Origin of the sequence: Lactococcus sp. LG606, assembly GCF_017309645.1 — a bacterium.
Classification (GTDB): Bacteria; Bacillota; Bacilli; order Lactobacillales; family Streptococcaceae; genus Lactococcus; species Lactococcus petauri.
In genome coordinates this window covers 157,697-184,527 of record NZ_CP071301.1, presented here as the reverse complement: position 1 = coordinate 184,527, position 26,831 = coordinate 157,697, and the positions used below count along the sequence as shown (strand labels likewise).

Genomic DNA, 26,831 nt, shown 5'->3' with positions numbered 1-26,831 from the left:
CCATTATTTTGACTTCTTGATAATATATTCACAAAAAGTCGGTTTTCTAAACTCCTATAATTATACCAAAAAAGTAAAACGTTTGCATTTATAAAGTGAAAACTAGTCTTTAAAAAACTTAAACATTTTGACTTGTGGTGTAGGCAGAGCGACTTTTGAAAGGTCCGTCAATTTTACCCAAAGTTGATTTTCATCCAGTTTTTCTTCTTGAACAATAAAATTTTCCTCAGGGATACATTCAATAATTTGAACAAACCACTTCAAGTGAGAAAAAACATGTGTGATTTCTCCAACTTTTGTCATACGTGAGATGCTGTCTGGCACATTTGTTGGTGGCACTAACCTATCATTATTGAATTCTTCTTTAGATATCTCCTGCATAGGGAAAGTCCACATATTAGCAAGTAAACCTGTGCTAGGACGTCTTTGCAGATAGTATTCGCCTTGCGAATTTTTTAATGCATAAGCATTGTAGTAAATATGCTGCTGCTTAATCTTTTTACTTTTGACAGGATACTTCAGTTGCGTACCTTTAGGTCTGGATTGGCAATACGCAGCTAAGGGGCAAATCTCACACTTGGCAATTTTGGGCGTACAAACCATGGAACCTATGTCCATGAGTGCTTGGTTAAAATCCCCTGGATTTTCTTCCGAGATTAGCTCTCTCAGCTTTTCATCAAATATTTTCCGCGAAGCAGCCTTAGAAATATCTGCCTCAATCTCAAATAATCGACTCGTCACGCGCATCAAATTACCATCAATTGCCGGTTCAGGTAAGCCAAAAGAAATCGAAGCAATAGCCGCTGCTGTGTAAGGACCAATCCCCTGCAAACTTTGAATGTCTTTTAGTTGGTTAGGAAATCGCCCATCAAATTCTGTCATTACTTGCTGTGCGGCAATTTTTAAATTACGAGCGCGCGAGTAATAACCTAAACCTTCCCAAAGTTTCAGAAGCTCATCGTCATCTGCTGCTGCCAAATCCTCAATCTGAGGGTACTTTTCCATAAAGCGTAGATAGTAGGGCATCACTGTTTCAACCTGTGTTTGTTGAGACATAATTTCAGAAATCCAAACAGAATAAGCCTCAGTATTTTTACGCCATGGCAAAGGCTTTTTATGGATGTTGTACCAACCTAATAAATCCTGCTGGAACTTTTCTATTTCGGTTTTATTCATAAGCTCTATTATTAAATTTATATAAAACAAAGTCAAATAGTAAGCTCTTAAAGAGGATTTTATCTGGGGAACAAAAAAACCTGTCCTAAACAGGCTTGCTAATTAAATATTATTAAATACTTTTTGGGGCACATCTTTTCTTTGAACTTCTTCCCATTTAGTCACACCATTCTTATTATTATAAGTAACTTTCAAATAAGCATCATGCTTGAGATTATGAATTGAAGTAAATTCTAGATCCTTTTCTTTGCCAGAATCTGCATAACCTTTTTGTTTATAGTTAAATCCCTGCCAAGTTCCACCATCAGTAGTTTTGCTCGAAATTTTATCCCCATCTGTGTGTATCTGAACATAATATTCTTGACCGCCATATTCGTAATTATACCAAGTATAGCCGCCACCAATAATCAACAATGCTCCAGCAATAAGAGTCACCAATATTTTTTTCATTTATTTATACCTCAATTTTTATTTTCAAAACTATTTTACTCCTAATTTAAAGCAAATTTCTTACACTTTTGTAATAAAAAAATCCCTCGTTGAGAGAATTTTTTCTGAAAGAATTAATAATTTTCTTTTCCCAAAACTTCCTTTACCCTTTCAGCGACCTCATAAGGTACACCTGCTTCAGCGACTTGAGCAACATCAGCCTCAGAAATGGCTTTAAGTGACTTGAAGGTCGTCATTAATTTTTGCTTACGTTTTGGTCCAAGACCTGTAATACCATCCAGTTTTGAAGAAAAGGTATTTTTCCCACGTACTTGCCGATGGAAAGTAATCGCAAATCGGTGAACTTCATCTTGAATGCGTTGAAGGAGAAAGAATTCTTGCGATTGTCGACTCAATGGCACAACTTCCAAAGGATCGCCAAAAAGTAACTCACTGGTTTGGTGTTTATCATTTTTAGCCATACCTGCAACAGGAATATCTAACCCTATCTCCTGCAGAATAGCCTTGGCTGCATTGACTTGACCTGCACCACCATCCATTGCAATCAAGTCAGGTAAAGCAGTCCCTTCACGCATGGCTCGACTATAACGGCGCGTAATCACTTCACGCATTGATGCGTAATCATCGGCACCTTCGACAGTTTTGATCTTATATTTCCGATAATCTTTCTTTGAGGGCTTGCCATTAATAAAGACAACCATTGCCGAAACAGGTGAGGTCCCCATTATGTTAGAGTTATCGAACGATTCAATTCTAACTGGTGTAGGAATGTTGAGAATTTTACCGAGATTTTCGATAGCACCTTGAGTTTTAATCAGGTCTTTTTCAAGGAGGTCAAATTTTAATTGTAATTGTGTGCGTGCATTCTTAGTCGCCATTGCTACAAGTTGCTTCTTCTCTCCACGACTTGGTTTGAGAACTTTAGTTTGAGTTACCGCTTCAACAGCCTCTACATCAATTCCTGATGGTACTAAAATTTCTTTAGGTACCATGTGTTCAGCTTCTTGATAAAACTGTCCGATATAAGTTAAGAAATCATCTTCTGCATCATTGTAATAAGGGAACATATTGACATCACGTTGAATCATTTTACCTTGTCGTACAAAGAAAACCTGCACACACATCCAACCTTTATCTACATAGTAACCAAAAACATCACGGTCTTTTAAATCGTGGTTCATGACACGTTGTTTTGTTCTCAAAGTACCGATAGAATTAATCACATCACGGTATTCTGCAGCTTGCTCGAATTCCATTTTTTCCGAAGCTGCAAACATTCTTGCTTTAAGTTCATTGATGATTTTTTTATCATCACCCGTTAAAAAATGCTTCACTTCCTGAGCCATATCTTTATAAACTTGAGGGTCTACATGATTAACGACTGGACAAAGACACTGATGGATATGATAGTAGAAACAAACTTTCTTTTCATGCAAACCACATTTCCTAAAAGGAAAGATGCGGTCTAAGAGGCGCTTAACTTCATTGGCTGCTTTAACATCGGGATAAGGTCCAAAATACATTGCCCCATCTTTTTTGACACGACGTGTAATCATCAAACGTGGATATTTTTCATTTGTAATCATGAGAAAAGGATAATATTTATCATCCTTAAGCATGATATTATATTTGGGCTTGTAACGTTGAATTAAGTTAATTTCAAGAACCAAAGACTCAATGTTTGATTCAACAACAATCCATTCTAAATCTTCTATCTCACTGACTAAAAGATCAGTTTTTGTATTGTGGGAGCCATGAAAATAGGAGCGTACGCGGTTTTTCAGATTTTTCGCCTTCCCTACATAGATAACTGTCCCATTTTTATCTTTATGTAAGTAGCATCCTGGACTATCCGGTAAGAGCTCCAGCTTTGCTTTAATCGTGTTATTCATGGTCTTATTATAGCATATTCTGGAGGGGCTAATCATGAATTGGAACTATCTGTCGTGAAGGGAATTGTTTCTTTTTATGATTGCGGCATTGTGCAATGTTTTATAAACCTTCCTACTTAAACAAAAAAAGACAAGTTTTACCTTGTCTTTTTTATTAACTTATTTTCTCTCGATGACTGCTTTAATTTGAGATTAACGACTAAAACAATACTGACAATGACCAGTAAAAACCATGAAGACATTTTCCCAAATCCTACGAGATGCCAGGTTTCTGCTTGATTAGGATACCGGTAAGCATTAAAAAATGAAGCAATATTTTCAGCTATGTAGATAAAGAAGCCAATCAGAGCAAAAGAGAAGAGTGCCTTCATTTTATATCTTTTTCTTCCATTAATACAAAAAGTGAACTGAGTGCGCCAAAAGATTAAGACAATAGCCAGAATAATAAAATACCGTAAATCATGGAAGAAATAATTGGTAAAAAAGTTCAGATACAAAACTGTGGATAAGCCAAAACTAAGCTCTAATGGCGGCCAATATTCTACATTTAGCTGCAACTTTTTCCACGATTGAACAACATAACTCCCGACACTGGCATACATAAACCCCGAGTAAAAAGGGACATTCCAAATTTTTAAGTAAGCCGGCTCAGGGTAGGTCCAACTGTGGCTGATATTGACTTTAAAAATCTCTAAAATTAACCCTAAGATATGAAACAAGCAAATAATTTTTAACTCTTCAAGTGTTTCAAATTTTAATTTAACCATCAAAACTTGAAACACAAGTAAAATCACAAAGATTAAATCATAACGTGGGATATTGGGAAAAGTCAATCCACGTGTTATTGCTAAGGTAGCAAAAACGGCAAGTGGAAAGAGACAACAAGCGGCTTGGATTTTTGCAAAGTTGAAAAGCAAGATCACACCGTTTTTTAAACCATTCATGTCCTTATTTTAGCATATTTTCATCTGATAAAAGCAAGCGCAAAAAAACTCCCATCTTGGGAGTTTCGTCTTATTTTAAGAGTCTTAAAACATTCAATATAGCGATGAGTGTTACTCCAACATCTGCGATAACTGCTTCCCACATCGTGGCAATACCAAAGACCGCAAGGACGAGGAAAACGGCTTTTACACCAAGAGCTAAAACGATATTTTGGACCACAAGTCGTTTAGTTTTCTTGGCGATTTTAACAGACTTCGCGATACTTGATGGTTTATCTGTCATTAAAACCACGTCAGCTGTTTCAATCGCAGCATCAGAGCCTAATCCCCCCATCGCAAAACCGATATCAGCACGCGCAATAACTGGTGCATCGTTAATTCCATCACCAACAAAAGCGGTAAGACCATCACCTTTATCAAGTACTTTCTCTAATAAAGTAACTTTATCCTCCGGTAAAAGATTGGCATGATAATCCGTGAGGTTCAGTTTCCCAGCAACCTGAGCGGCAACTTTTTCACTATCGCCTGTCAGCATCGTTTGGGAAATGTGAAGCTGGTTCAAAGCCGCAATTGCTTCTTCAGCATCTTCTTTAAGGACATCCGCTACAAGGATAACGCCTTGATATATACCATTTTTAGCAACATAAATCAAAGAACCTAAGGCGTCGCTTTCGGTAAAGTTAACGTTGTACATTTTCATCAGTTTTGCATTTCCGACAAGAATCTCATCACCCTCATAGATTGTACGTGTACCATGACCTGAAATTTCTTCCGACTCTGTTACATTTACTGTATCTAAGTTTTGATTTTCTTTAAGCGCAAGTCCCAAGGGATGGGTGGAGTTAAGTTCACCGATAGCTCCCAGATAGAGCAAATCTTCTCGTGCAACATCTTCTGCAGGGAAAACTTGAGTAACTTTAAAGTTCCCTTGTGTCAACGTACCTGTTTTATCAAAGAGCACGTGTTTTATCTTGGTCATAGCTTCAAGGTGATTACCCCCTTTAACTAAAATACCATTTTTCGATGCGGCGCCAATCCCAGCAAAGAATCCAAGGGGAATGGAAACTACCATCGCACAAGGACACGAAATAATTAAAAACGTAAAGGCGCGTGTTAACCAGTCTGACCAATCTTGCTGGAAGAAAAGTGGGGGTACTAGAGCGATTATCGCTGCTGCAAATACCACAACTGGAGTATAGTAACGTGCAAATTTTGAAATGAATTGTTCAGTCGGTGCTTTATTTTCTTGAGCATTCTCAACGAGATTTAAAATTTTAGATACTGATGATTCCCCAAACGTTTTTTCAACCTTGATCTCCAGCAGACTATTAATATTCAAAAAACCTGAAAGAACTTCTTCTCCCTTGCTCACCTCACGTGGCAGTGATTCGCCAGTCAAAGCTGCTGTATTAACGCTTGATTTTCCCGATAATACAAGACCATCAAGTGGTACTTTTTCTCCAGGCTTCACTTGTATAACTTCACCGATATTGACTTCTTCTGGAGACACATCAATAAGTTTTCCTTGTCGCTTAACAGTCGCAACTTCTGGTCGAAGGTCCATCAAAGCTGTGATTGACTTTTTACTGTTCCCAATCGCACGATCTTGGAAATATTCTCCGACTTGATAAAAAAGCATAACAGCGACCGCTTCAGCATATTCTCCTAAAGCAAATGCCCCGACAGTCGCAATACTCATGAGGAAGAATTCATTAAAAATATCTCCTTTAAGCAATTGTTTGATTGCTTTGAGCAAAACACTGTGCCCAATCAACAAGTACGTTAAAATGAAAAGTGGGGTTTTAAACTGTGGTGTAAAGTCTAAAAAGCTTAAGGCGGCCAATAATAAAGCGGTGATGATAATAATCAACAGCTCATATTTACCCTCTTCTTCACTTTCATCTAAATTCGTATTTAGATGTATTGTTGTGTTGCAACAGGCAGGGTCTGAATCGTCAGAACTCCCTGTGACTTCTGAGATACTTGAGCCCTCACTCTCTTCAGCAGTAGTAAGAGCTACTTTGGCTTTGTGATTGAGGCAATTACATGTACCTTTTACACAGCGTGCATCATGTGTTGCCTTGTTTTGAGTAGATTTAAACATATGAAACTCCTTTTATTTTATATATGTATCACAATGGATATCTTCTGTTGGAGACCAGTGCATTGACTCAACTGTAGCATCAATGACTTCTAGTAAATGGTTAAGTTCAGGGGTTGTCAAAGAATAATAAATATATTTTCCTTCTTTACGACTTGTGATTAATCCACAATCACGCAGACATGATAAATGTTGCGAGAGATTCGATTGTCCTGACTTAGTTTCCTGAAGTAACTCTGTTACAGTCATCTCCTTTTCGCGTAATGCTTCAAGGACGATGAGCCTTGTCGTATTGGATAAGGCATGAATTACTTTTTGACGTTTTTCGGTTAAATTCATTATTCATCTCTTTATATTAGTTTATACTAATATGTTATCAAACTTACTCATATTAGTCAATACTGAATTGTTTATATCTATTCAAATCTGAATTTTTTGTACAAAAAAATCCTGAACTAAAAAGTTAGGATTTCATTATTTTTACAACCCAAGACGTTCAAAGATGGCATCTACACGTGACAAATGATAATTATAATCAAAAGCTGCATCAATATCTGCATCTGTCATTTTTTCACGGATTTTTTCATTGCTTTCTACCAGTGGGCGGAACATGATTTGTTCATCCCAAGCTTTTGCTGTCAATGGTTGAACCAAATCATAAGCTTCTTCACGTGTCATGCCTTTTTCAATAAGCATAAGCATAACATGTTGACTATAGATCAATCCAAAAGTTGCATCCATATTACGCTTCATATTTTCTGGGAATACAGTCAGATTTTTAACAATATTACCAAAACGGTTTAACATGTAGTTGATTAATTCAGTTGTATCTGGGGTAATGATACGCTCTGCCGAGCTGTGTGAAATATCACGTTCATGCCACAAAACAACATCTTCCATGGCTGTCACAACATGTCCACGAATAACACGCGCCAAGCCAGTCATATTTTCAGAACCAATTGGATTACGTTTGTGTGGCATTGCTGAGCTACCTTTTTGACCTTTAGCGAAGAACTCTTCTACTTCACGTTGTTCTGATTTTTGAAGACCACGAATCTCTGTCGCCATACGCTCAATCGAAGTCGCAATCAGTGCCAGTGTACTAAAGTATTCTGCATGTAAATCACGGGGTAATACTTGTGTCGAAATCTCTTGTGGACGAATTCCAAGTTTGCCACATACATATTCTTCAACAAAAGGCGGGATATTGGCAAATGTACCTACAGCACCAGAAATTTTACCCGCTTCAACCCCTTTAGCTGCATGTTCGAAACGCTCGATATTACGCTTCATTTCAGAATACCAAGTTGCTAATTTAAGGCCAAAAGTTGTTGGTTCTGCATGGACACCGTGCGTACGTCCCATACATACAGTGTACTTGTGCTCACGCGCTTTATCAGCAATAATTTCCAAAAAGTTAGCCAAATCACGGCGGATAATATCATTAGCCTGCTTGTAGAGATAGCCATAAGCTGTATCTACAACATCGGTTGAAGTAAGTCCATAGTGTACCCACTTACTTTCCTCGCCAAGTGTTTCAGAAACAGCACGCGTAAAGGCAACCACATCGTGGCGCGTTTCTTTTTCAATCTCCAAGATACGATCAACATCAAAACTTGCTTTTTCACGAATTTTTTTTACATCTTCTGCTGGAATTTCTCCGAGTTCAGCCCAAGCTTCATCCGCAAGAATTTCGACTTCAAGCCACGCCTTATACTTGTTTTCATCCGACCAGATTGCCGCCATTTCTGGGCGACTGTAACGATTGATAACCATAGTTCCTCCAAATTTCTAACTTACTATAAATTATACCATTTTGGAGAAATTTTTTCGGGAATTTCTCTAATATTCTCAATTTATTGACGGAATATGTGGAAAAGACGAATGTTAAGCTTCTAAGGCATCAAGAACATCCAGCATCTGAGGTAATGTCAATTGCCCGGGAGCACTTCCTTCTTCCTTATCGAGTGCCACAAAAGTCCATACAGATCCGGTCAAACCTCCGGCAACGCGGGAAATTTTACCCAGTTCTCCCATTGCAATACCGATAAATTTTGGTCCATATTCCATCGTAAAATCACGTGTAATCTGTAGCAAATCCAAAACATCACACTCGCGTTGTGCCATAATCGCCACTTTTACAAAGCCTGTTTCTTCTCTTTGCATTTTCATCATTCGAGCAGTTAAATCTGTAGGTGACTCGAAAAAGTTATGATAAGACAAGACAATTTTTTCTTTAAATTCAAGTAGCTGTGGTAAGGCTTTTCGATAGGAAAAATATTCGATATCAATATAATCTGGGCCCAATTTGGCTACTTTTTTTAAAAGAGTGACATAATCTTTTTTAGAAATGGAGATATTGCCGCCTTCATTGGCTGTGCGTACAGTAAAAAGAAGGGAAAAATCTTTAAATTTCTCAAAGATAAAAGGCGCAGCCTGAAGAATGCTTTCTATATCTCCCAAAAAATCCGCCCGCCATTCAATAATGTCAGCCTTTCTGTACTTTTCTACGTTTAATTCCTGTACTTCCGCCACTGTTGTCGGAAGAACGGGTACTACAATTTTCGTTTTCCTCATATTTTAAGTTTAGCACACATTTGCATGCGTACCAAACATAATCCTGAACGTCACTGAAGATATTTTTTCAATTGAAATAAATAAAAAATCCCTGAAAAACAGGAATCTATATCTCAATTGCGGGAGCAGGATTTGAACCTACGACCTTCGGGTTATGAGCCCGACGAGCTACCTAGCTGCTCCATCCCGCGCTAATAAAAATGGAAGAAATTTGAACTATCCCAAAGTCACGCTATAACTGAGTGGACGAGATCTTCCATTATGGATGTATCCAAATGGTACACCTATTGTAACACACTTTTAGCTAAAGTCCTAATCTTGCACTTTAAAATAAAAAAAGCACTCCCAAGAGTGCCTTATCATTATGCTTTAGTAATGTTTGATGCTTGAGGGCCACGTTGACCTTGTTCAATATCAAATGTAACTTTTTCGCCTTCTTCAAGTTTACGGAAGCCATCGCTTTGAATTTGAGTGAAGTGTGCAAACACATCAGTACCATCTTCAGCAGTGATGAAACCAAAACCTTTAGAGTCGTTAAACCATTTTACAGTTCCTTTTGTCATAGTATATATTTTCCTTTCGTCATATTTGTAAATCATTATGTGAAAGAAAACATTAAAAATATATAACTTAGACTAAATTTACCTCTTAATAGTATCATGCTTTGTCCAGAAAGTCAAATCGCTTCTCCTCTTCATGGTTAAAACCAAGCTATAACTTACTCTTAGAGACCAAAACAAAAGATACATCACTGTATCTTTTGTTTTTTATTTTGTCGAACCACGATTAATGATTTGATGAGCGAGGATCAATTGGTTTTCCTCAACTTCTTCCTTGTGCATAAGTTTTGTCAACAAACGCATTGAAACTGCTCCCAAGTCATAAAGCGGTTGATTGACAGAAGTCAAACCTGGGTAAGTGTATGCTGTAATCGGGCTGTTTGAACCTGCGATAATTTCGAAATCTTCAGGTACTTTGATACCTTTTGAGAGCAAAGCATTGAGTAAGCCAACTGCTACAGTATCATAAGACACGATGGCAGCATTAATTTTCTTGGCAAGCATTTGTTCTGCTAAAGCTTGTCCATTTTCAAAAGTGTAATTACCTTCAAACACAAGTGACTCGTCAAAATCAATGCCAGCTTCATTCAAAGCTTCTTGATAACCAACCATACGTTCTGTATTTTCAACTTCTTCTAAAGAACCTGACACAAAAGCAATACGTTTATTGTTTTTTGCCAGTTCAGCAGTTGTTTGGTGTGCTGCAAGATGATAATCGATATTTACAGATGACATTTGTTTGTCAACATCAATCATTCCAGCAAGAACAATCGGTGTACGGGTTGATTTAAGCTGTTTACGAACTTTTTCTGTCATGAAGCTGCCCATATAAACAATACCATCAACTTGCTTAGAAAAGAGACTTTCAATAACTTTAAGTTCTTTTTCTTCATCACCATCACTATTTGCGAGAATGACATTATACTTGTACATTGAAGCAATATCATCAATGCCTCGAGCGATTTCAGCAAAATATGGTGACGTAATTGTTGGGAGAACAACCCCAACTGTCGTTGTACGTTTGCTTGCCAATCCACGTGCAACCGCATTTGGACGGTAGTCCAATTCTTCAATTGCATCAAGGACTTTTTGACGTGTTTTCTCTTTGACATTGGCGTTACCATTGACTACACGACTTACGGTAGCCATTGACACGCCTGCAACTCGAGCAACGTCATAAATTGTTGTTGTTGATTCTTCCATTCTTTTTAAACCTCAATTATAATAATCTTTGTCTGTTTTTTATATCTTTTAATATTTATGAAAAGTTTTTCCAAATTTAATTATATCACTTTTTGAAAACCGTTTCAATAATTTTTGGTAGTATATTGTAGATATTGTCGCACATGATTTTTTTCAGAATTTAGCGTACAATAGAGATAATAATTATAGAAAGGTGGATACTATGAGCAAACTCGAACGTATCTCTAATTTTCTGAACGAAAATGAAGTCGACATGACTTTCATCACCAATCCTACGACCTTGAATTATTTAACAGGTCTTGCCATTGACCCGCATGAACGTATTGCTGGTTTGATGGTTTTCCCGGATAAAGCGCCATCTCTCTTCACTCCAGCTTTGGAGGTAGAAAAAGCCAAAGAAAACACTACTGGCTTTGATATTTTTGGCTATGAAGATTCACAAAATCCGTGGGCTGTTGTAAAAGAACATTTGGGATCAAAAAATATCCAAAAAATTGCAGTCGAATTTTCTGACATCCCTTTGTCAAAAACTGAAGGGCTCAAATCTCAATTTTCTGGTGTTGAATTTGTCAACTTGACACCATTGGTAGAACGTATGCGTTTGATCAAATCTGCCGATGAAATCGAAAAAATGAAAATTTCTGGGGATTACGCAGATAAATGTTTCGAAATTGGTTTTGAATATGCAAATTCAGATCGTACAGAAACAGATGTTGTTGCAAAAATCGAATACGAAATGAAGCGTATGGGCGTACCTCAAATGAGTTTTGAAACAATCGTACTCTCAGGCGCTCGTGCAGCTAATCCTCACGGTATGCCAGAAGATGTCAAAATTCAAGATAATAAACTCTTGCTCTTTGACCTCGGTGTGATGAAAAATGGCTACGCTTCTGATGCTACACGTACTATCTCAATCGGTAAACCTTCTGATTTTGATGCCGATATCCACAAAATCGTACTTGAAGCACAAATGGCTGCTATGGACTTCGTAAAACCTGGTGTATCTGCACTTGAAATTGATAAAGTAGCCCGCGATGTGATTACTAAAGCTGGTTATGGCGAATACTTTGTCCACCGCCTTGGACACGGTATCGGTATGGATGTCCATGAATTCCCATCTATTGGTGGTTCTGAGGACATCATCATCGAAGAAGGCATGTGCTTCTCTGATGAACCAGGAATTTATATCCCAGGTAAAGTTGGCGTACGTATCGAGGACTGTCTCTATGTTACTGAAACAGGATGTGAGCCTTTAACTAAAACAAATAAAGAATTGATGATTTTCTAAAATCATCAGAAATGAAAAAGCACTGAATCAGTGCTTTTTTTATTAACCAAAGTCTCGTTTTCTTAAAGCAAGTACTTTCGTTTCAATTTGCTGGATGATATCCTTAAAGACTGCATCACTTTGACCTGTTGGATCTTCTAAGCCCCAGTCTTCCCTATATTGACAAGGAAGATAAGGACAGCCAACGTTACATCCCATCGTAATCACAATATCCACAGGTGGAATATCTTGTAAGAGCTTTGAACTTTGTGTTTTTTTCATGTCTATGTCATAGATTTCTTTCATCAAACGGACAGCATCTTGATTAATTTGTGGCTTTATCTCAGTACCCGCAGAGTAAAACTCAAACTTATCCCCAGCTAATTTTTTCCCCAAAGCTTCTGCAATTTGTGAACGGCAAGAATTATGCACACAGATAAATGCGATTTTGAGCATAGTAACTCTCCTCAACTATTTTTACATATTATACACTATTTTCCCCCGGTACTCGCTCAAACTGTACGGAGCTTATGAAAATTCTTGCTGGTATTTAGCTATTTCGGCATAGCTTTTCGCAAACTCTTGTGTTAAATTTTTGAAGAGAGGGTATAAAGCGCGGTAGTATTTAAAATTTTCTGGCTGAGGCTTATAAACTATTTCCATCGTTCCACTAGCAACATCTTCAATACTATCAATCCTCCCCAAAGCTTTTTGAGCCATGATCTGTGCTGCAAAGCATCCCGCCTCATGGTCTTTTTGAACCGTTATTGGTAACTCAAAAATGTCCGCAAGAATTTTCAACCAAAGCTCCGACTGAGAAAAACCTCCCGTAACTTTTATTATTTTAGGACATGCTGAATTTTCTGTGAGTGTCTCTTCTAACATACGCAAGTTAAAGGAAATGCCCTCAAGAACTGCACGCGCCATGTGACTTGTTGTATGACGATAGCTAAGTCCAAAAAAAGAAGCCCTAGCTGCTGCATTCCACAATGGTGCTCGTTCTCCACCTAGATAAGGATGAAAGATTAATCCATCCGAACCTGGAGACACACCTCTTGCTAAGTCAGTAATCGCTGCAAAGTCATAAGACTTCTCAAGTACGTTGTCTTTTAACCACCGAAAAACATCGCCTCCAGAATTTACCGCTCCACCATTTACCCAATGGTCTTCATCAAGTGCGTAACTAAAAGTTCTCGCTGCTTCATCTAGCTGAGGTACATCACTTACCATGCGAAGGGCGCCTGAAGTACCTACTGTAATTGCCAATTCACCTTTTTTAATTGCCCCAACACCTAAGTTTGACATAGGACCATCGCCAGCGCCATATACAAAAACGGTATCTGGTGAAAGCCCCATCTTTCGTATCCATTTTTCTGGTAAACCTTTCTCTATTGCATAAGGTGATACGATTTTAGGAAGTTGTGTTTTTGAAATACCTAACAGATCTAAAATATCATCGTCCCAGGTCATTTTCTGATTGTTAAAAAAACCTGTACCTGTAGCAATTGATAGATCTATCGTATTACTTTGGAAAATGCGTTGAAAGATTGCGCCTTTGAGATCCATAAAATGCGCTGCATTTTTGAAAATCTCTTTTCTTTCATTCTTGAGCCATAATAGTTTAGCAAGAGGCGACATCGGATGTAAAGGTGTTCCTGTTTTATGATATATAGCATTTGAAGTATCTTCACTTTTTAAATCGTTACTGTATTTTTCAGCTCTAGTATCTGCCCAAGTTAAGACACGCGTTAAAGGCTGCCATTCCTGATCAAAGGCAATCAAGGCATGCATTTGGGTGCTGAAAGAACATGCTAAAATAGAATCTCCTGTTTTTATTTGGCGTGTTATTTTTTCAACAACACTTATCATCGCAGTAAATATCTCCTCTAAATCTTCTTCTGCCATTCCTTGGGCATCACGATAAAGTGGGTAAGACTGAGAACTTGTGGCGATCTGAATCCCTGATTGATCAAAGAGAACTGCTTTTGTCGCAGTGGTACCTAAATCTATACCTATTAAATAATCCATGTGTTTCCTTTCAAAAAAAGGCAAGTCTCCATTGCCTTTTTATTTTATAAATCATTTCCATTTGATGCAATAACAGACTTATACCAATCAAACGACTTTTTCTTCATCCGGGCAAGCGAGCCTGATCCATCATTTTTTCTATCCACATAAATCATACCATATCTTTTACTCATCTCGCCTGTGGAAGCTGCAACTAAGTCAATGACTCCCCAAACGATATAACCCATCAAGGGTATTCCATCGGAAATACCGTCTGCCATCGCTTTGATATGCTCTTTTAAATACGCAATACGGTAATCATCATTGATTTTTCCATCAACAATCTTATCCGACGCTCCCAATCCATTTTCAACTATAAAAATAGGTTTTTGATAGCGATCATAAATTTGATTCATGGTAATCCTTAACCCAAGTGGATCAACAGCCCACCCCCACTGACTTGTTTTTAGATATGGATTTTTCACCGACTTGACCACATTTCCTGCATTAACTTCTAAATCATCAAAACTTGCAACTGAACAACGCGAAGCGTAGTAACTAAAAGAAACGAAGTCCACAGTGTGCTTCAAGATGTCTTCGTCACCAACTTCCATCTTTAACTCGATATTTTTTTCGCGGAAAATCCTCTGTGTGTAAGAAGGATAATACCCTCGAGCTTGAATATCCGTAAAAAATGTATTCATCTGTTCATCTTGCAAGGCTTGCCAGACATCCTCAGGTTTACAGGAATAGGGATAAAATGCACCTCCAGCAATCATACAGCCGATTTGTAAATCCTTATCCAATTTATGTGCAGCTTTCACAGCCAAACTACTTGCAAGGAGCATATGATGGGCAGCCTGATAGATTACTTGCGCTTTATTTTCACCTGTTTGGAAGGCCAATCCTGCTCCTGAAAAGGGGCTATGTAGAATGATATTTATTTCATTAAAAGTAATCCAGTACTTTACATCATCTCCAAACTCATCAAAACATGTCCGAGCGTATCTTTCGAAAAAGGTAATCATTTTACGGTCGCGCCAAGAGCCATATTTTTCAACTAATCCCATCGGAACGTCAAAATGTCCTAAGGTTACCAAAAGTTCCATGTCATACTTTTTACACTCTGCAAACATTTGACGATAGTAGGCTATCCCCTCTTTGTTAGGCTCACTTTCATCACCCTTGGGAAAAAGACGAGACCAAGAGATTGATGTGCGGAATATTTTTAATCCCATTTCTGCGAGCAGTGCTATATCTTGTTTATAGCGGTGATAAAAATCAATGCCTTGATGACTGGGGTAAAATTCTGATTCCTCTAAGATTGGATGAGAAATTTCACCTAATTTAACGGGCAAGCGTTTTTCACCTAAAGGCAGCATATCAATATTACTGGCTCCTCTCCCCCCTTCTAACCATGCTCCTTCAGCTTGGTTTGCCGCAATAGCTCCACCCCAAAGAAAATCTTTAGGAAATTTTCCTGCTTCTTTTTTATTTTTCAACGTCTAAAATTACCTCTCCCTCACTGACTTCATCCTTTTCTAAAAGCGTAAAATTCGCATATTCAGCAGAATTTGTCACAACAACTATCGTATCTGTGGCAAGTCCTGCTGCTTCAATCAGTGCTAAATCAACTTCTACTATTGGAGTTCCTTGGTAAATTTTATCACCCATTTTGATGTTTGAAGTAAAACCTTTGCCTTCTAAAGTTACTGTATCGATACCAATATGGACCAAAACTTCTAATCCTTTATCACTGGTAATTCCAATGGCATGTTTTGTTGGAAAAACAGCTGTAACCGTCCCTGTGATTGGTGAAACAATTTGTCCATTACTTGGTACAACCGCAAAGCCTTTACCCAATACTTCTTTTGAAAAGACCTCATCTGCAACTTCTGAAAGTTTTTTAACTTTTCCAGTTACTGGAGATTTAATACTTACAGTCTGAGCAACTTGATCCAGATGGATTTCTTCTAAGTTTTCTTCTTCCACAGGCAAATCTTCAAACCCAATAACCAAGGTTAAGACAAATGACAATACAATGGAGAGAATCATCACGATAGCTACCCAAGCGATTGTCATTGGATTATCACGGTCAATAAATTGAACACTCGTAAACAAACCAGGAGCGGCCATTGAGTGGCTGGCAAGTCCTGCCATTCCAGCTACAGCTCCGGCAACAAAACCTGTAATCACTGAGGCAATCATCGGTCGTTTCAAACGTACAGCTACACCATAAAGTGCGGGCTCAGTAATCCCTGCAATGATAGCTGAAGATGCTGCGGCTAAAGCTGTTTGCCGTAATTCTCTATTTTTTGTTTTCAAAGCAACTGCTAGAGAAACACCGCCTAATGAGAGGTTGGCACCAATTTCTGATGGCATAACCATTCCCTCAACACCTGTATCCGCAATAGTCTGTACAATTGTCGGAGTGAAGACGCGGTGCATTCCTGTCATGACAAGCAACGGCCACAGTGCGCCAACAATTGCTACTGCTAACCACCCTAGTTTATCATGAATAAAGAACACACCATTAGAAATAGCTGTCCCTAACCAAACTCCTGCTGGACCTACTAAAAGTATAGCGATTGGTGCTGCTACAAGTAGGATAAGCATTGGCTTCAAAAAGTTTTTCGTTACCACAGGCGTGATTTTATCAACATAATTTTCAATATATTTAAGGAGCCATGTCATCACGATAGCGGGAATAATAGTATAAGTATACTTTACAGATGTCATCGGGATCATCGCAAAAGTTACAGTAGTACCCTCAGCAGCCTTTGCCATCCATTCCATAAAGACCGGATGTACCATTAGACCAGCGATAGCCATCGCTAAGTAAGTGTTTGAGCCAAATTTTTTAGAAGCAGAAACAGCGACTAATAGTGGTAAAAAGAAAAATGAAGCATCCCCAATGGTATTCAAGATGTTATAGGTTGAACCATCAATACTTAGAAGCCCCGTCATTTCCAAAAGCATCGCGAGCAACTTAATCATTGAACCGCCAATAATAGCTGGTATCAAAGGAGACATAGTTCCAATAATGGCATCAAGGATGTTTGTTCCTATTTTTTTCAAGGTTAATTTTTCTTTCGGTTTACCTGACTCGTTCGTCACAGCACCGCCAGCAACACCTTTTTTTAAGATAGCTGCGTAAGCTGCGGCTACATTGTTGCCAACAATAATTTGGTATTGCCCGCCTTGCTTGACAAGCCCCATTACCCCATTGATGTTTTTTACTTTATCATCATCTGCTTTGCTTTCGTCTTTTAAGATAAAACGTAGTCGTGTCATACAATGTGTTAAATTTTCAACATTTTCGACTCCACCTATTGCTTGCAGAATAGTCTCCGCCATTATATTAAAATCTTGCGCCATTTTCTCTTACTCCTTAGTTTTATTTTCCACAGCATGTCCACCAAAACCATTTCTGAGGGCTGCGACTACTTTTCCACTCATGCTATCTTCCTGTAAGGAACGATTACGCATCATTAAAGACATGGCAATTACAGGTGCAGGAACTTCTAAGTCTAGACTCTCTTCGACTGTCCACTTTCCTTCTCCCGAGGCTTGGACTCGCCCTATAATTTGATCTAATTTTGCATCCTTTGCAAATTGTTCTTCCGCAAGCTCCATAAGCCACGAACGGATAACTGACCCATGATTCCATAATTTGGCTACTGCTTCATAGTCGTATTCAAAGGCAGAAGCTTCTAAAATCTCAAAGCCTTCTGCAATAGCTTGCATCATGCCATACTCAATGCCATTATGAATCATTTTAAGATAATGGCCACTTCCAAGCGGACCTGTATAAAGATAGCCATCTTTTTGGGCCAATTTTTGAAAGAGAGGTTCCAATTTTTCCCAAGATTTTTTGCTATCACCACCAATCATAAAGTTCCCCCCCGAACGTGCACCAGCCATTCCCCCTGAAGTACCAACATCAAAGAAATCAATTTTCTTAGCTTTTAGCTTTTCATTTTGTTGGAGATTATCTTTATAATATGAATTTCCTCCATCAATAAGGATGTCTCCAGCGGATAACTTTTGAGTCAACTCCTCAACGATACTATTTGTTATACTTCCTGCAGGCAACATCAGCCAAACAATCCGTGGCTGTGGTATGACTTCAATGAATTCTTCTAAAGTAGAGCAGCTTATCACTTGCTCAGAATATAGTTCTGCTTTTCTGATTTGTGCTTCGTCGTTGTCTAAGACAGTCACTTTCATACCCTTATCAACTGCATTTTTTACAAGGTTAAGTCCCATTTTACCAAGCCCGATAAGTCCAAAATTCATATTCTCTCCTATTTGATATGGCTATTATAAGAAAAACATTATATTTATCTTCCTTACTTCTTAAATATTATAACACGGAAAAAGTAAACGCTTTCTCCAAAAAAAGGAGAATTCTCCACAATCATGTTATAATAATTTTATGGGAATATTTATTGACAATTATCAGAGTACACAGCTCTCCAACACAGAACAATCCATATTGTTAAAGCTGGATAGCCAGCCAGAGCTTTTAGATAATAATCTAACACAACTTGCAGTAGAGCTCCATTCTTCAGGAACTTCAATCATACGACTTTGCCAAAAATTAGGATTTTCAGGATTTTCGGAGTTTAAATTTGAAACAAAGAAACTGCTCAGTTTGACAAGTAATAAACATGAGATTTCCTTTTTAGAGGAGCTTACAAACTTTTGCAATTTTTTATCCACAGATATTACCACAGACAAAGTGCGGTTATTTGCGCAAGAAATATCTAAATCGAAAACCATTTATATCGCCGGGGTTGAAGCTTCTAAATCTCTTGCTGCTTACTTCAGCCATAAGTTAAATCAATTTGACTATGCTGCCGTTCATGTTTCGGATGATACCCTCCTAGATTTATTGCCTAATATTCTTAATCGCCATAGTCTGGTTATTTACGTCTCCATATCAGGACAGACGAAACGGCTGACGAATTCTGCGCAAAAAGCCAATCATACTGGTGCCACAGTTCTTTCTCTAACAAATGCTAAAAGTAGTCCCCTAGGGCGTTTAAGCAAAATAAATATCTCTACTAATACTTCGACTGCTAGCTACCACAACTATGATGTTACCCCTCGAACTTTTCAGGTCGCAGTTATTGATTTAATTCTATCCAGAATTGTGCAAAATCTTGAAAAGCAATAGATATAATTTTAGACATAAAAAAACTTCTTTGTTATCCACAAAGAAGTTTTTATTTTATCCAAAGTCGGTAGGTAAACCTTTACCATTTCCGAAGAAATATCCCGTTTTATTATTTATTGTTAATAGGTAACTGCCGTCTGGACGATACAAGTTGAAATAACCTGCAACTTGACCAGCCATGAAACCGGAAGTCATTGTATGAATAGCGACTGGTAAAAGAATAAAATCATTACCTGAGATATAACCACGCTGACGCGCAATATTCAATACTTTATCTCTGATTCCAGGATTCCAAGTGAAAGCTGGATCTTGTGGATTAAGATTAGCTTGGGGTTGAACACGCGCATTGGAATTATCTGGCGTAGCACCTGTCGGATTTTGGGCACCATCAGCCGCTACAGCTGTGGCAGATGAAGCTCCACCTTGTGCTGTATTTTTATCTGTTTGCGGATGTGTTGGGGCTCCTGTTGTTCCATTTGATGTATCAGTAGAAGCTGATGTTCCTGCAGTTTGATCTGAGGTTTGATTTCCAGGTTGAGTAGCTGCATTATTTTGCGTAGCCGTCGCTGCTTGCTCTTCTTTAGCTTTAGCCTCTGATTGCTGTGTTTTTGCTAAGTTAATTGCTTGAGCCAATACTTTATTCAGTTTCTCATTTTCAGTCTTTGGAACCGCTGGTATACTTACTGCCGCTTTTACTTGAGCTTCCTTATTAAGTTCACCATCTACAATAGCTGATTTATTAAAGAGAGCGTTAACTTTTTCAACTGCTTTTATTTGTGCTTCAAGCGCATTTACCTTTGTTTCTGCGGTATCAAAATCGCTTCCTTTTAAAGTTTTGAGCTTATTTTTCAAAGCTGACAATTGATCAAAATTAGAATTCTTCAGTACTTGATGATCTGAGTCAGTAAAAAATTCGTCGTAAGCTTTATTAAAAGCATTTAAGTTAGCTTTGTTTTCCACAGCTGCTTGATTGACTACTTTTTCATTATTATTATGATTATAGAGTGCATAACCAGCGCCTCCTGCAGCCAAAAGGACCAATGCACAAAGTCCAATAATCAAAGGTTTCTTATTTTTCTTTTTCTCTGATTGCTCTTCTTGCGCAGAAGCTTCCGACTCAACTACGGGTGTAACAGGTAAGGGTGTTGGCACAGTTTCACCGGCAACCGGTGCTTTTTCTAGAGGCACAACAACTTCTTCTTGTGGAAGCTGTGCCTCTTCGATAGGTGCACTTTCTTTTTCCTCATCTTGTACATTTTCATTTGCTTCTATTGAGTTTTCCAGCTCCTCGTCTACAGTCGAAACTGGCTCTTCTGTAGGGCTTGTTTCCGCAACTTCTTCTTTTGAGTCAGGAACTTGATTGGAAAGCTCTGGGAAATCTTGTGCTGTACTTTCTGTTTCTTCCGCTTGTTCAGCTGCACTTTCCTTATCGACAAGTTCTACCGGTACAGGAACAACAGGAGGTACATCATCAGCAATTTCTACTTCATCAAACTCTGACTTATTTTTTTCTTTGAAGTTTGGTTCCTTAGATGGAGTAACTGTTTCTGCTTCTTGAGTGCCAGTTTCTGAATCTTGTGTCTCTGACGCCTCAGCTAACTTTTCTTCAGCTTCTTCTTTAGCCACAATCACTTCTTCATTAGGATCAACAGTTTCTTCTTGATCCATTTTCTTACGCTCAGTTTGGATATATTTTTCTAAGGCTTGATTTTTAACAGCTTCAATCTCTCCACGATGTTGGCGAATGTATTTGTCAAGTACGCTTTCGCTTTCACTATTTTCTTTATCTACCCTTTGCGCTTTTTTTACAATTTCGCCTACAGTGAAATCTGAGACATCGCCCAGTTTTAAGACTTTTTCGCCAGAATTTTTGATATCTTTATCTTTTTCTTCTGTCATTTAGATCTCCATAGCATTTGCTTATTTTTTTATTCTTTTTCCAAAATATTGATACAAGTCTGTACGCAATGTTCCGTTATAGAGCTTACGCTTTTTCGTTGCTTTAGCTCCGTAATGTGTTTCAAAAGCAATATCACTTGTCAGAATATATTTGCTCCAAGTTTCGAGGGGCGCAAAAGTTGCACCCATCTCTTTATAGAGCCCTGCAACTGAATCTTCATCTCCCAAACGTTCTCCGTATGGCGGGTTCGATACAATAACCCCATCAAGGGCATCTGTATGAAAATCTTGCAGACGCATCTGTTTATATTTTATCACATGGTCAAGTCCAGCTGCAAGTGCATTTCCTTTTGCAATTTCAATCATTCGACCATCGATATCGAAGCCTTGAATATCAAGCTCTAAATCTTTACGTATAGCTTGTTTTGCGGCTTGGCGTACTTCTTCAAAAACATCTGGCTTCATCCATGACCATGCTTCACAGGCAAACTTGCGATTAAGACCGGGTGCCATATTAAGTGCCAACATCGCAGCTTCAATCGTAAATGTTCCTGAACCACATGTCGGGTCAACAAACATACGTTTTGGATTTGCCAGCCAGTTTGTCAACATAATAATCGCTGCTGCCATGTTTTCCTTTAATGGAGCATCACCTTTTTCAACACGATAGCCACGTTTGAAGAGTGAATCGCCGGTGGTATCAATCATTACCGTCGCATTATCTTTATGAATCGCAATCTCGATGGAAAAGCCCGCACCATTTTCTGGGATAGGTACGCCCTCTGGACGATGATAGGCTTTTTGCAATTTCTTCACAATAGCTTTTTTAGTAATCCCTTGAACACTTGGCTCATTATGTAAAGTTGATTTCACAGACTTTGCTTTACTTACAGGAAAGGCTGAACCAAAAGGAATATAATCTTCCCAATCAAGCGCATATACATTTTCAAAGAGTTCATCAAAAGTACGTGCCTTAAATTCACCCACAACAATCTTTACACGATCTGCTGTACGAAGCCAAGTATTTGCTTGAGCAATTGTTCTTGTATCTCCTGTAAAAAAAACACGAGAACGATCGTCAATCGTAACATTTTCGACTTCCATATTGCGTAATTCACGAGCCACTAAACTCTCAAGACCTGCTGCAGCAGTCGCTATCAGCTTAAAATTATTTTTCATTTGTTCCTTTGTTTCTTTCTAAAAAAAGCTGGGACTAGCCCAGCGTGTCATACAGTTTTCTATAAGCCATGTTTTGTTCAGGTCTTGCGACCGTCGATAACCATCTGTCTGGGGAAGATAGTCTTCCCCCTCGACCACGCCTTCAATTCGGCTAGTCAAGTGCCCCGACCATAAGTTTGGGTTGCTCGCTTGAGGGGTTTACCACGTTCCAATCTTACCGTTTCCAGCAAGCCTCGTCTCTTTGGCACTTTTACAGAATACTCATGCATATCAAAAGACTTAGCACTTTCTTCAGCCGTTAGGCATGACACTCCTACCTTGGTTTATTGTTTCACCAAGCACAAACACTACGGGCATCGCAGCCCGTGCGAGCATGGACTTTCCTCATGATACCAAAGGTATCACGCAGTTATCCAAAAACTGTTTTTTCTTTTTCATTAAATTATGAAGTCAGCTTTATGCTTCTTCACTTGAAGCACTTCCTGGACCAAAAACAGCTTGTTCCAAACGGTTAATACGTTTAAGAAGCTCAAAGTTACTTGGTTGACCAATTTCTGTTTTTGGTTTATTGATTCGGCTTGAAACCACGCGGCTCATGTTATCCAAACGTTGTGTTTCTTCCAAATTTGCTTGGTTAGGACGACTTGCTTGAGATTCAAGTTCTACGATTTTTTTCTTCAAAAACTCGTTTTCTTCTTGCAAGCGCAATACTTCTGCTTGAAAAGCTTCGTAATCTTGAATGACGTCATCGAGGAGCTCGTCAACTTCTTCTTTATCATAACCACGCATTTTTGTTCCAAAGTCAGCTTCATAGATATCTTTAGGTGTAAATTTAAATGTTGCCATATCGTCCTCTTTTATCATTTCATATCAAAGTTTTATCATCTTTAATCATAGCAGAAATTTTTTAATTTTTCAAGTCAATTATCCACTGGCAAATATCCGGATAAATGGCTTGTTATAAGTCTTTCAAAGCTAACTTAATCAAGGCTAAATCAAACAAATAATTTGCATCTACTCCTGAGCTTTTTATTTTATAATCAAGTTCAATGAGGGACAATGTAGCTTGTGCCAGAAAGTTTTCCTGCATATTACGTACTTGCTGATTTGCTAACTTGACACGATAGGGGTGAATTTTAAGATAAGAAGTTTGTTTCTGTTCATTCCAACCTTTATTTTGCATCAGTTTTACCTGATAATAAAGCCGGAAGGAATTTGTCAAAATAACCAATATTTTGATTAACTCCTCACCTTGCAAAGTCAAATCATGAACTAAATCACGTGCTTGATTCACATCACCCTTCAAAATCAAGTCGGTCAACAAAAAAATATTATCTTGGAGAGATTTAGGAACAACTTTTTCGACATCCGCCAGAGTAATTGTTCGTTCTCCCACATATGTTTTTAACAAGGAGATGTTTTGTTTGATTACTGGAAAAGAAAAATTTGATTTTTCAAATATCCTTTGGAGAATAGTTCCAGAAAGGCCTGTATCGGCAAAAACTCGACTTAACTCTTGAGGTTTTAGTTCTTGTGCTTCGAGCAGAGTGGCTTGTGTTTTTAGCTTTTTCGTGAGTTTCAGTCGACTGTCTAACTTACCATGTAAAATAAGAATCAGCTGTGTAGTTTCGACTGGATCATTCAAAAAATTTTCAAAACGCACTGTCTGTTTTTCATCAAAAACAGCTTTTTTCACTGTTGTAAGATTTGTGAGATTTTCTAAAATAACCAGCTTTTGCTCAACAAAGAAAGGCAAACTCTCTAGCTCTTCTAAGGCAAGATTTGCATTGGCATTATTCAGGTCAAAATAGGCTTGCCCTAAGTCTGTACTGTCAAAATGGACATACTCTAAAAGTCGACTTTTTAGTTCTTGAACAAGATCTTCTTCCTCTCCGTAAAGTACCAATATTTGAGGAAGACCTGCTTTTTTTATTTTTTCTAATTCTTCAAAAGCGCTCATGCTTCGTCAAACTCCTGTCCTTCTAAAAACTCTCCATCTTTTGTAACGAGAACTTTTCGTGGTGTTGTACCTTTGGCTGGGCCGACAATACCTGCTGCCTCCAGTTCATTCATCAGATCGGAAGCGCGGTTGAAACCGACTTTAAGCGCACGTTGCAACTGGGCCGTCGAGGCTTTTTGAGCAGAAATAACCATATTGCGCGCTTCTTCAAACAAGGGATCAGCTGAATTTGATGGTGCTGCTGTGCCACGGCTGCTGTCTTCTTCAGCTTCACCAGGATCAAAGCTTTCATCATAGTCAGCTTGGGATTGATTTTTAATAAAGTTCACGACTGACTCAACATCAGAATCTGATAAGAAGGCGCCTTGTAAACGTACAGGATGATTTTCATCAATGGGTTTAAAAAGCATATCCCCCCGTCCTAAAAGTTTCTCTGCACCATTTGTATCAATGATTGTGCGAGAATCCGTCCCGCTGGATACAGCAAAAGCGACACGTGAAGGAACATTTGCCTTAATCAAGCCAGAGATGACATCAACGGATGGACGTTGCGTTGCTAAAATCATATGGATACCAGCTGCACGGGCTTTTTGTCCAAGACGGATAATCGCATCTTCAACTTCCTTACTAGCTACCATCATCAAGTCAGAGAGCTCATCGACAATAACGACGATTAATGGTAAGGTTTGATATTTTTCATTCGACTGTGCATTGTATTTTTCTATTTTTTCATTATAACCTGCAATATTACGTACCCCTGCTTGACTAAAGAGTTCATAGCGGTTTTCCATTTCATCTACCACCTTTTGTAAGGCACGTGATGCTTTACGAGGATTCGTTACCACAGGAATAAGAAGATGAGGAATATCGTTATAAACAGAAAGTTCAACCATTTTAGGATCGACCATCAAGAATTTCACCTCACTAGGCAAGGCTTTCATCAGGATAGACGTGATAATACCGTTCACAGCAACAGACTTACCTGAACCTGTAGAACCTGCTACAAGTAAGTGAGGCATCCGTGTCATATCAAAGGTGCGAATCGTACCGTCTAAAGCTTTTCCTAAAGGCAACTCGAGCAAACTGTTCGTTTTGGGTTGAGCATTTTCCCAAAGTTCTCGGAAACCAACGGTTGCAACTTCACTGTTAGGAATTTCGATACCGATAAGGGATTTCCCAGGTATTGGTGCCTCAATCCGTACATCCTTTGCTGCCAGCGCTAAAGCTAGATCATCTGATAAGTTGACAACACGCGAAACTTTCACCCCGGTAGCTAATTTAATTTCGTACTTGGTAACGGATGGGCCTACAACAGCAGATTCAACTGATGCCGAAATCTTGAAGGATTCTAATGTTCGCTCTAGGATTTGAATATTTTTGCGGACATTTTCTCGTTCTCCCGCTTGATTTTTTGTTGGAATTTCTTCCAATAAATCAATCGTCGGAAGTTGATAAAACTCGTTGTCAACAGAACGTTCAAAACTGATTGGCTCTTGGTCATCCTCTACTTCCTCTTGCGGTTGTATAGCCCCCATTTCTTTTGTAGGTGATACTGGCGTATCAGGAATAGCTATAGGAATTTCGGAAAAGTCGGAAGCTGTACTTTCTTCAAACAGGGGTTCACTTGGGAGAGGAAGTTCTTCTGCTTCCATCGCCCGTAAGTTTCTTTCAGCTTCTTCTTGAGCTTTGGCTTTTTCTTCTAAGAGTGCTGCTGCACGTTTTGCTTCAGCACGATCTGCCATACGCGTACGTGTTTCGCTTATATTTTTTTTTAGAAAAATACGTAGCCGTGCAATCAAAGCGGGTGCCATAAGATACAATGCGACAAGCCACAGAATTCCCACAATAATATAAACACCTATTACGGAAAAGAGGGCTTTAGCTGGACCAAAAAACAAGTCTCCTAAAAAACCACCGCCAAGAAAATGCGTCACCTGTCCTTTTTTCAGATCAGACATTGCTAAAACTAAAGCATTTTTATTGGGAGACAGGACATCATATCTCGCATGAAAAACAAGAAGAAGTCCAAAGAAAAAGAGAGCTAACCCTGGTAAAAAGCGTTTGTTTTCACGAAAGAAATCCTTTTTGAAAACCGTCATAAACATGACGAATAAAACGATTAATAAGAATGTGATTGCTAATGATCCTACAGCCAGTCGGGTGACATTATATAAAAAGACACCAAATAAGCCCAAACGTGCTAAAGCAAATAAAATGATAATAAAGCTCCCAAAAAAAGCCGCCATTTTTTTATTAGCCGTCCAAAATTTAGTATTTGACTTTTTAGTCGATGGTTTCTTTGCTGTTGAACGCTTCGCTTTTGGTTTTGATTTACTTTTTGTTGTTCTTTTTGCGGGCATATTATTTCTCTGTTCTAAAACTTAATATTACTCTTTATTGTAACATTTTACAGGCTTATCTTTCAATACTGGCT

At 38.4% G+C, this 26,831-nt stretch carries 22 protein-coding genes, 1 tRNA gene and 1 other RNA gene; 2 read left to right on the top strand and 22 right to left on the bottom strand.

The features are described 5' to 3' along the window. Window positions 1-102 precede the first annotated feature (102 nt). From mutY to ccpA, 11 genes are all read right to left on the bottom strand, one after another. Window positions 103-1,176, bottom strand: coding sequence for an A/G-specific adenine glycosylase (gene mutY, locus J0J35_RS00940; protein WP_206917140.1), 1,074 nt, complete (start codon window positions 1,174-1,176; stop codon window positions 103-105). A gap of 102 nt (window positions 1,177-1,278) precedes the next feature. Then, window positions 1,279-1,626, bottom strand: a complete 348-nt coding sequence (locus J0J35_RS00935) for a YxeA family protein (protein WP_206917138.1) — start codon at window positions 1,624-1,626, stop codon at window positions 1,279-1,281. Window positions 1,627-1,739: 113 nt separating this feature from the next. Then, window positions 1,740-3,518: an excinuclease ABC subunit UvrC gene (uvrC, locus tag J0J35_RS00930; protein ID WP_206917136.1), complete on the bottom strand. Its 1,779-nt coding sequence runs from the start codon at window positions 3,516-3,518 to the stop codon at window positions 1,740-1,742. A gap of 137 nt (window positions 3,519-3,655) precedes the next feature. Beyond that, on the bottom strand, window positions 3,656-4,462 hold the full coding sequence (locus J0J35_RS00925; protein ID WP_206917134.1) for a DUF817 domain-containing protein: 807 nt from the start codon (window positions 4,460-4,462) through the stop codon (window positions 3,656-3,658). Between the two features lie 70 nt (window positions 4,463-4,532). Further along, window positions 4,533-6,566, bottom strand: coding sequence for a heavy metal translocating P-type ATPase (locus tag J0J35_RS00920; protein ID WP_206917132.1), 2,034 nt, complete (start codon window positions 6,564-6,566; stop codon window positions 4,533-4,535). Between the two features lie 12 nt (window positions 6,567-6,578). Continuing rightward, window positions 6,579-6,902: a metalloregulator ArsR/SmtB family transcription factor gene (locus tag J0J35_RS00915; protein ID WP_017368977.1), complete on the bottom strand. Its 324-nt coding sequence runs from the start codon at window positions 6,900-6,902 to the stop codon at window positions 6,579-6,581. Window positions 6,903-7,043: 141 nt separating this feature from the next. Then, window positions 7,044-8,339 carry an adenylosuccinate lyase gene (gene purB, locus J0J35_RS00910; RefSeq protein WP_206917121.1) on the bottom strand — a complete coding sequence of 432 codons (1,296 nt, stop codon included), beginning with the start codon at window positions 8,337-8,339 and terminating at the stop codon, window positions 7,044-7,046. A 111-nt stretch (window positions 8,340-8,450) separates the two neighbouring features. Further along, window positions 8,451-9,140, bottom strand: a complete 690-nt coding sequence (gene aroD, locus J0J35_RS00905) for a type I 3-dehydroquinate dehydratase (protein WP_019291981.1) — start codon at window positions 9,138-9,140, stop codon at window positions 8,451-8,453. A 117-nt stretch (window positions 9,141-9,257) separates the two neighbouring features. Beyond that, a tRNA-Met gene (locus J0J35_RS00900) sits at window positions 9,258-9,331 on the bottom strand. A 171-nt stretch (window positions 9,332-9,502) separates the two neighbouring features. Then, window positions 9,503-9,703 (bottom strand): cold-shock protein, encoded by a 201-nt coding sequence (locus J0J35_RS00895; RefSeq protein WP_003135419.1) that lies wholly within the window; start codon window positions 9,701-9,703, stop codon window positions 9,503-9,505. Window positions 9,704-9,907: 204 nt separating this feature from the next. After that, complete coding sequence (gene ccpA, locus J0J35_RS00890; protein WP_019293765.1) at window positions 9,908-10,903, bottom strand: catabolite control protein A; 996 nt, start codon at window positions 10,901-10,903, stop codon at window positions 9,908-9,910. A gap of 202 nt (window positions 10,904-11,105) precedes the next feature. Between ccpA and J0J35_RS00885 the strand changes: the two genes are divergently transcribed. After that, window positions 11,106-12,191, top strand: a complete 1,086-nt coding sequence (locus J0J35_RS00885; RefSeq protein ID WP_017368973.1) for a Xaa-Pro peptidase family protein — start codon at window positions 11,106-11,108, stop codon at window positions 12,189-12,191. Between the two features lie 42 nt (window positions 12,192-12,233). Here the strand turns inward: J0J35_RS00885 and J0J35_RS00880 are convergent, their stop codons facing one another. From J0J35_RS00880 to gnd, 5 genes are all read right to left on the bottom strand, one after another. Continuing rightward, entirely contained in the window at window positions 12,234-12,626 is a 393-nt protein-coding gene (locus tag J0J35_RS00880) for an arsenate reductase ArsC (RefSeq protein WP_206917120.1), read from the bottom strand. A 72-nt stretch (window positions 12,627-12,698) separates the two neighbouring features. After that, the gene (gntK, locus tag J0J35_RS00875; RefSeq protein WP_206917118.1) at window positions 12,699-14,198 is read right to left on the bottom strand and encodes a gluconokinase; all 1,500 of its coding nucleotides are present in this window, start codon (window positions 14,196-14,198) and stop codon (window positions 12,699-12,701) included. Window positions 14,199-14,242: 44 nt separating this feature from the next. Beyond that, window positions 14,243-15,679 carry a 6-phospho-beta-glucosidase gene (gene ascB, locus J0J35_RS00870; RefSeq protein ID WP_019335661.1) on the bottom strand — a complete coding sequence of 479 codons (1,437 nt, stop codon included), beginning with the start codon at window positions 15,677-15,679 and terminating at the stop codon, window positions 14,243-14,245. Next, window positions 15,669-17,555 (bottom strand): PTS cellobiose/arbutin/salicin transporter subunit IIBC, encoded by a 1,887-nt coding sequence (ascF, locus tag J0J35_RS00865; RefSeq protein ID WP_206917115.1) that lies wholly within the window; start codon window positions 17,553-17,555, stop codon window positions 15,669-15,671. Before ascF ends, ascB begins: the two co-directional genes overlap by 11 nt. Window positions 17,556-17,561: 6 nt before the next feature. Further along, complete coding sequence (gene gnd / locus J0J35_RS00860) at window positions 17,562-18,476, bottom strand: phosphogluconate dehydrogenase (NAD(+)-dependent, decarboxylating) (RefSeq protein ID WP_019293771.1); 915 nt, start codon at window positions 18,474-18,476, stop codon at window positions 17,562-17,564. Between the two features lie 139 nt (window positions 18,477-18,615). Here gnd and J0J35_RS00855 point away from each other — a divergent pair, with 139 nt between their 5' ends. Next, a complete protein-coding gene (locus tag J0J35_RS00855) occupies window positions 18,616-19,359 on the top strand; it encodes a MurR/RpiR family transcriptional regulator (RefSeq protein ID WP_117517096.1) in 744 nt (247 codons plus the stop codon). A 54-nt stretch (window positions 19,360-19,413) separates the two neighbouring features. On the opposite strand, the gene J0J35_RS00850 is transcribed toward J0J35_RS00855, so the two are convergent. The 6 genes from J0J35_RS00850 to J0J35_RS00825 all read right to left on the bottom strand — a co-directional run bounded on the left by J0J35_RS00850 (window position 19,414) and on the right by J0J35_RS00825 (window position 26,757). After that, window positions 19,414-21,258: a cell division site-positioning protein MapZ family protein gene (locus J0J35_RS00850; protein WP_206917113.1), complete on the bottom strand. Its 1,845-nt coding sequence runs from the start codon at window positions 21,256-21,258 to the stop codon at window positions 19,414-19,416. 21 nt (window positions 21,259-21,279) lie between these two features. Then, window positions 21,280-22,437: a class I SAM-dependent RNA methyltransferase gene (locus tag J0J35_RS00845; protein WP_019293774.1), complete on the bottom strand. Its 1,158-nt coding sequence runs from the start codon at window positions 22,435-22,437 to the stop codon at window positions 21,280-21,282. A gap of 57 nt (window positions 22,438-22,494) precedes the next feature. Next, window positions 22,495-22,858, bottom strand: an RNA gene (gene rnpB, locus J0J35_RS00840) — RNase P RNA component class B. Window positions 22,859-22,893: 35 nt separating this feature from the next. Beyond that, window positions 22,894-23,283 (bottom strand): DivIVA domain-containing protein, encoded by a 390-nt coding sequence (locus J0J35_RS00835; protein ID WP_004258719.1) that lies wholly within the window; start codon window positions 23,281-23,283, stop codon window positions 22,894-22,896. A gap of 112 nt (window positions 23,284-23,395) precedes the next feature. Beyond that, entirely contained in the window at window positions 23,396-24,397 is a 1,002-nt protein-coding gene (gene holA, locus J0J35_RS00830; protein WP_206888376.1) for a DNA polymerase III subunit delta, read from the bottom strand. Next, the gene (locus tag J0J35_RS00825; protein WP_206917110.1) at window positions 24,394-26,757 is read right to left on the bottom strand and encodes a DNA translocase FtsK; all 2,364 of its coding nucleotides are present in this window, start codon (window positions 26,755-26,757) and stop codon (window positions 24,394-24,396) included. The genes holA and J0J35_RS00825 overlap by 4 nt, the downstream gene beginning before the upstream one ends. Window positions 26,758-26,831 lie beyond the last annotated feature (74 nt).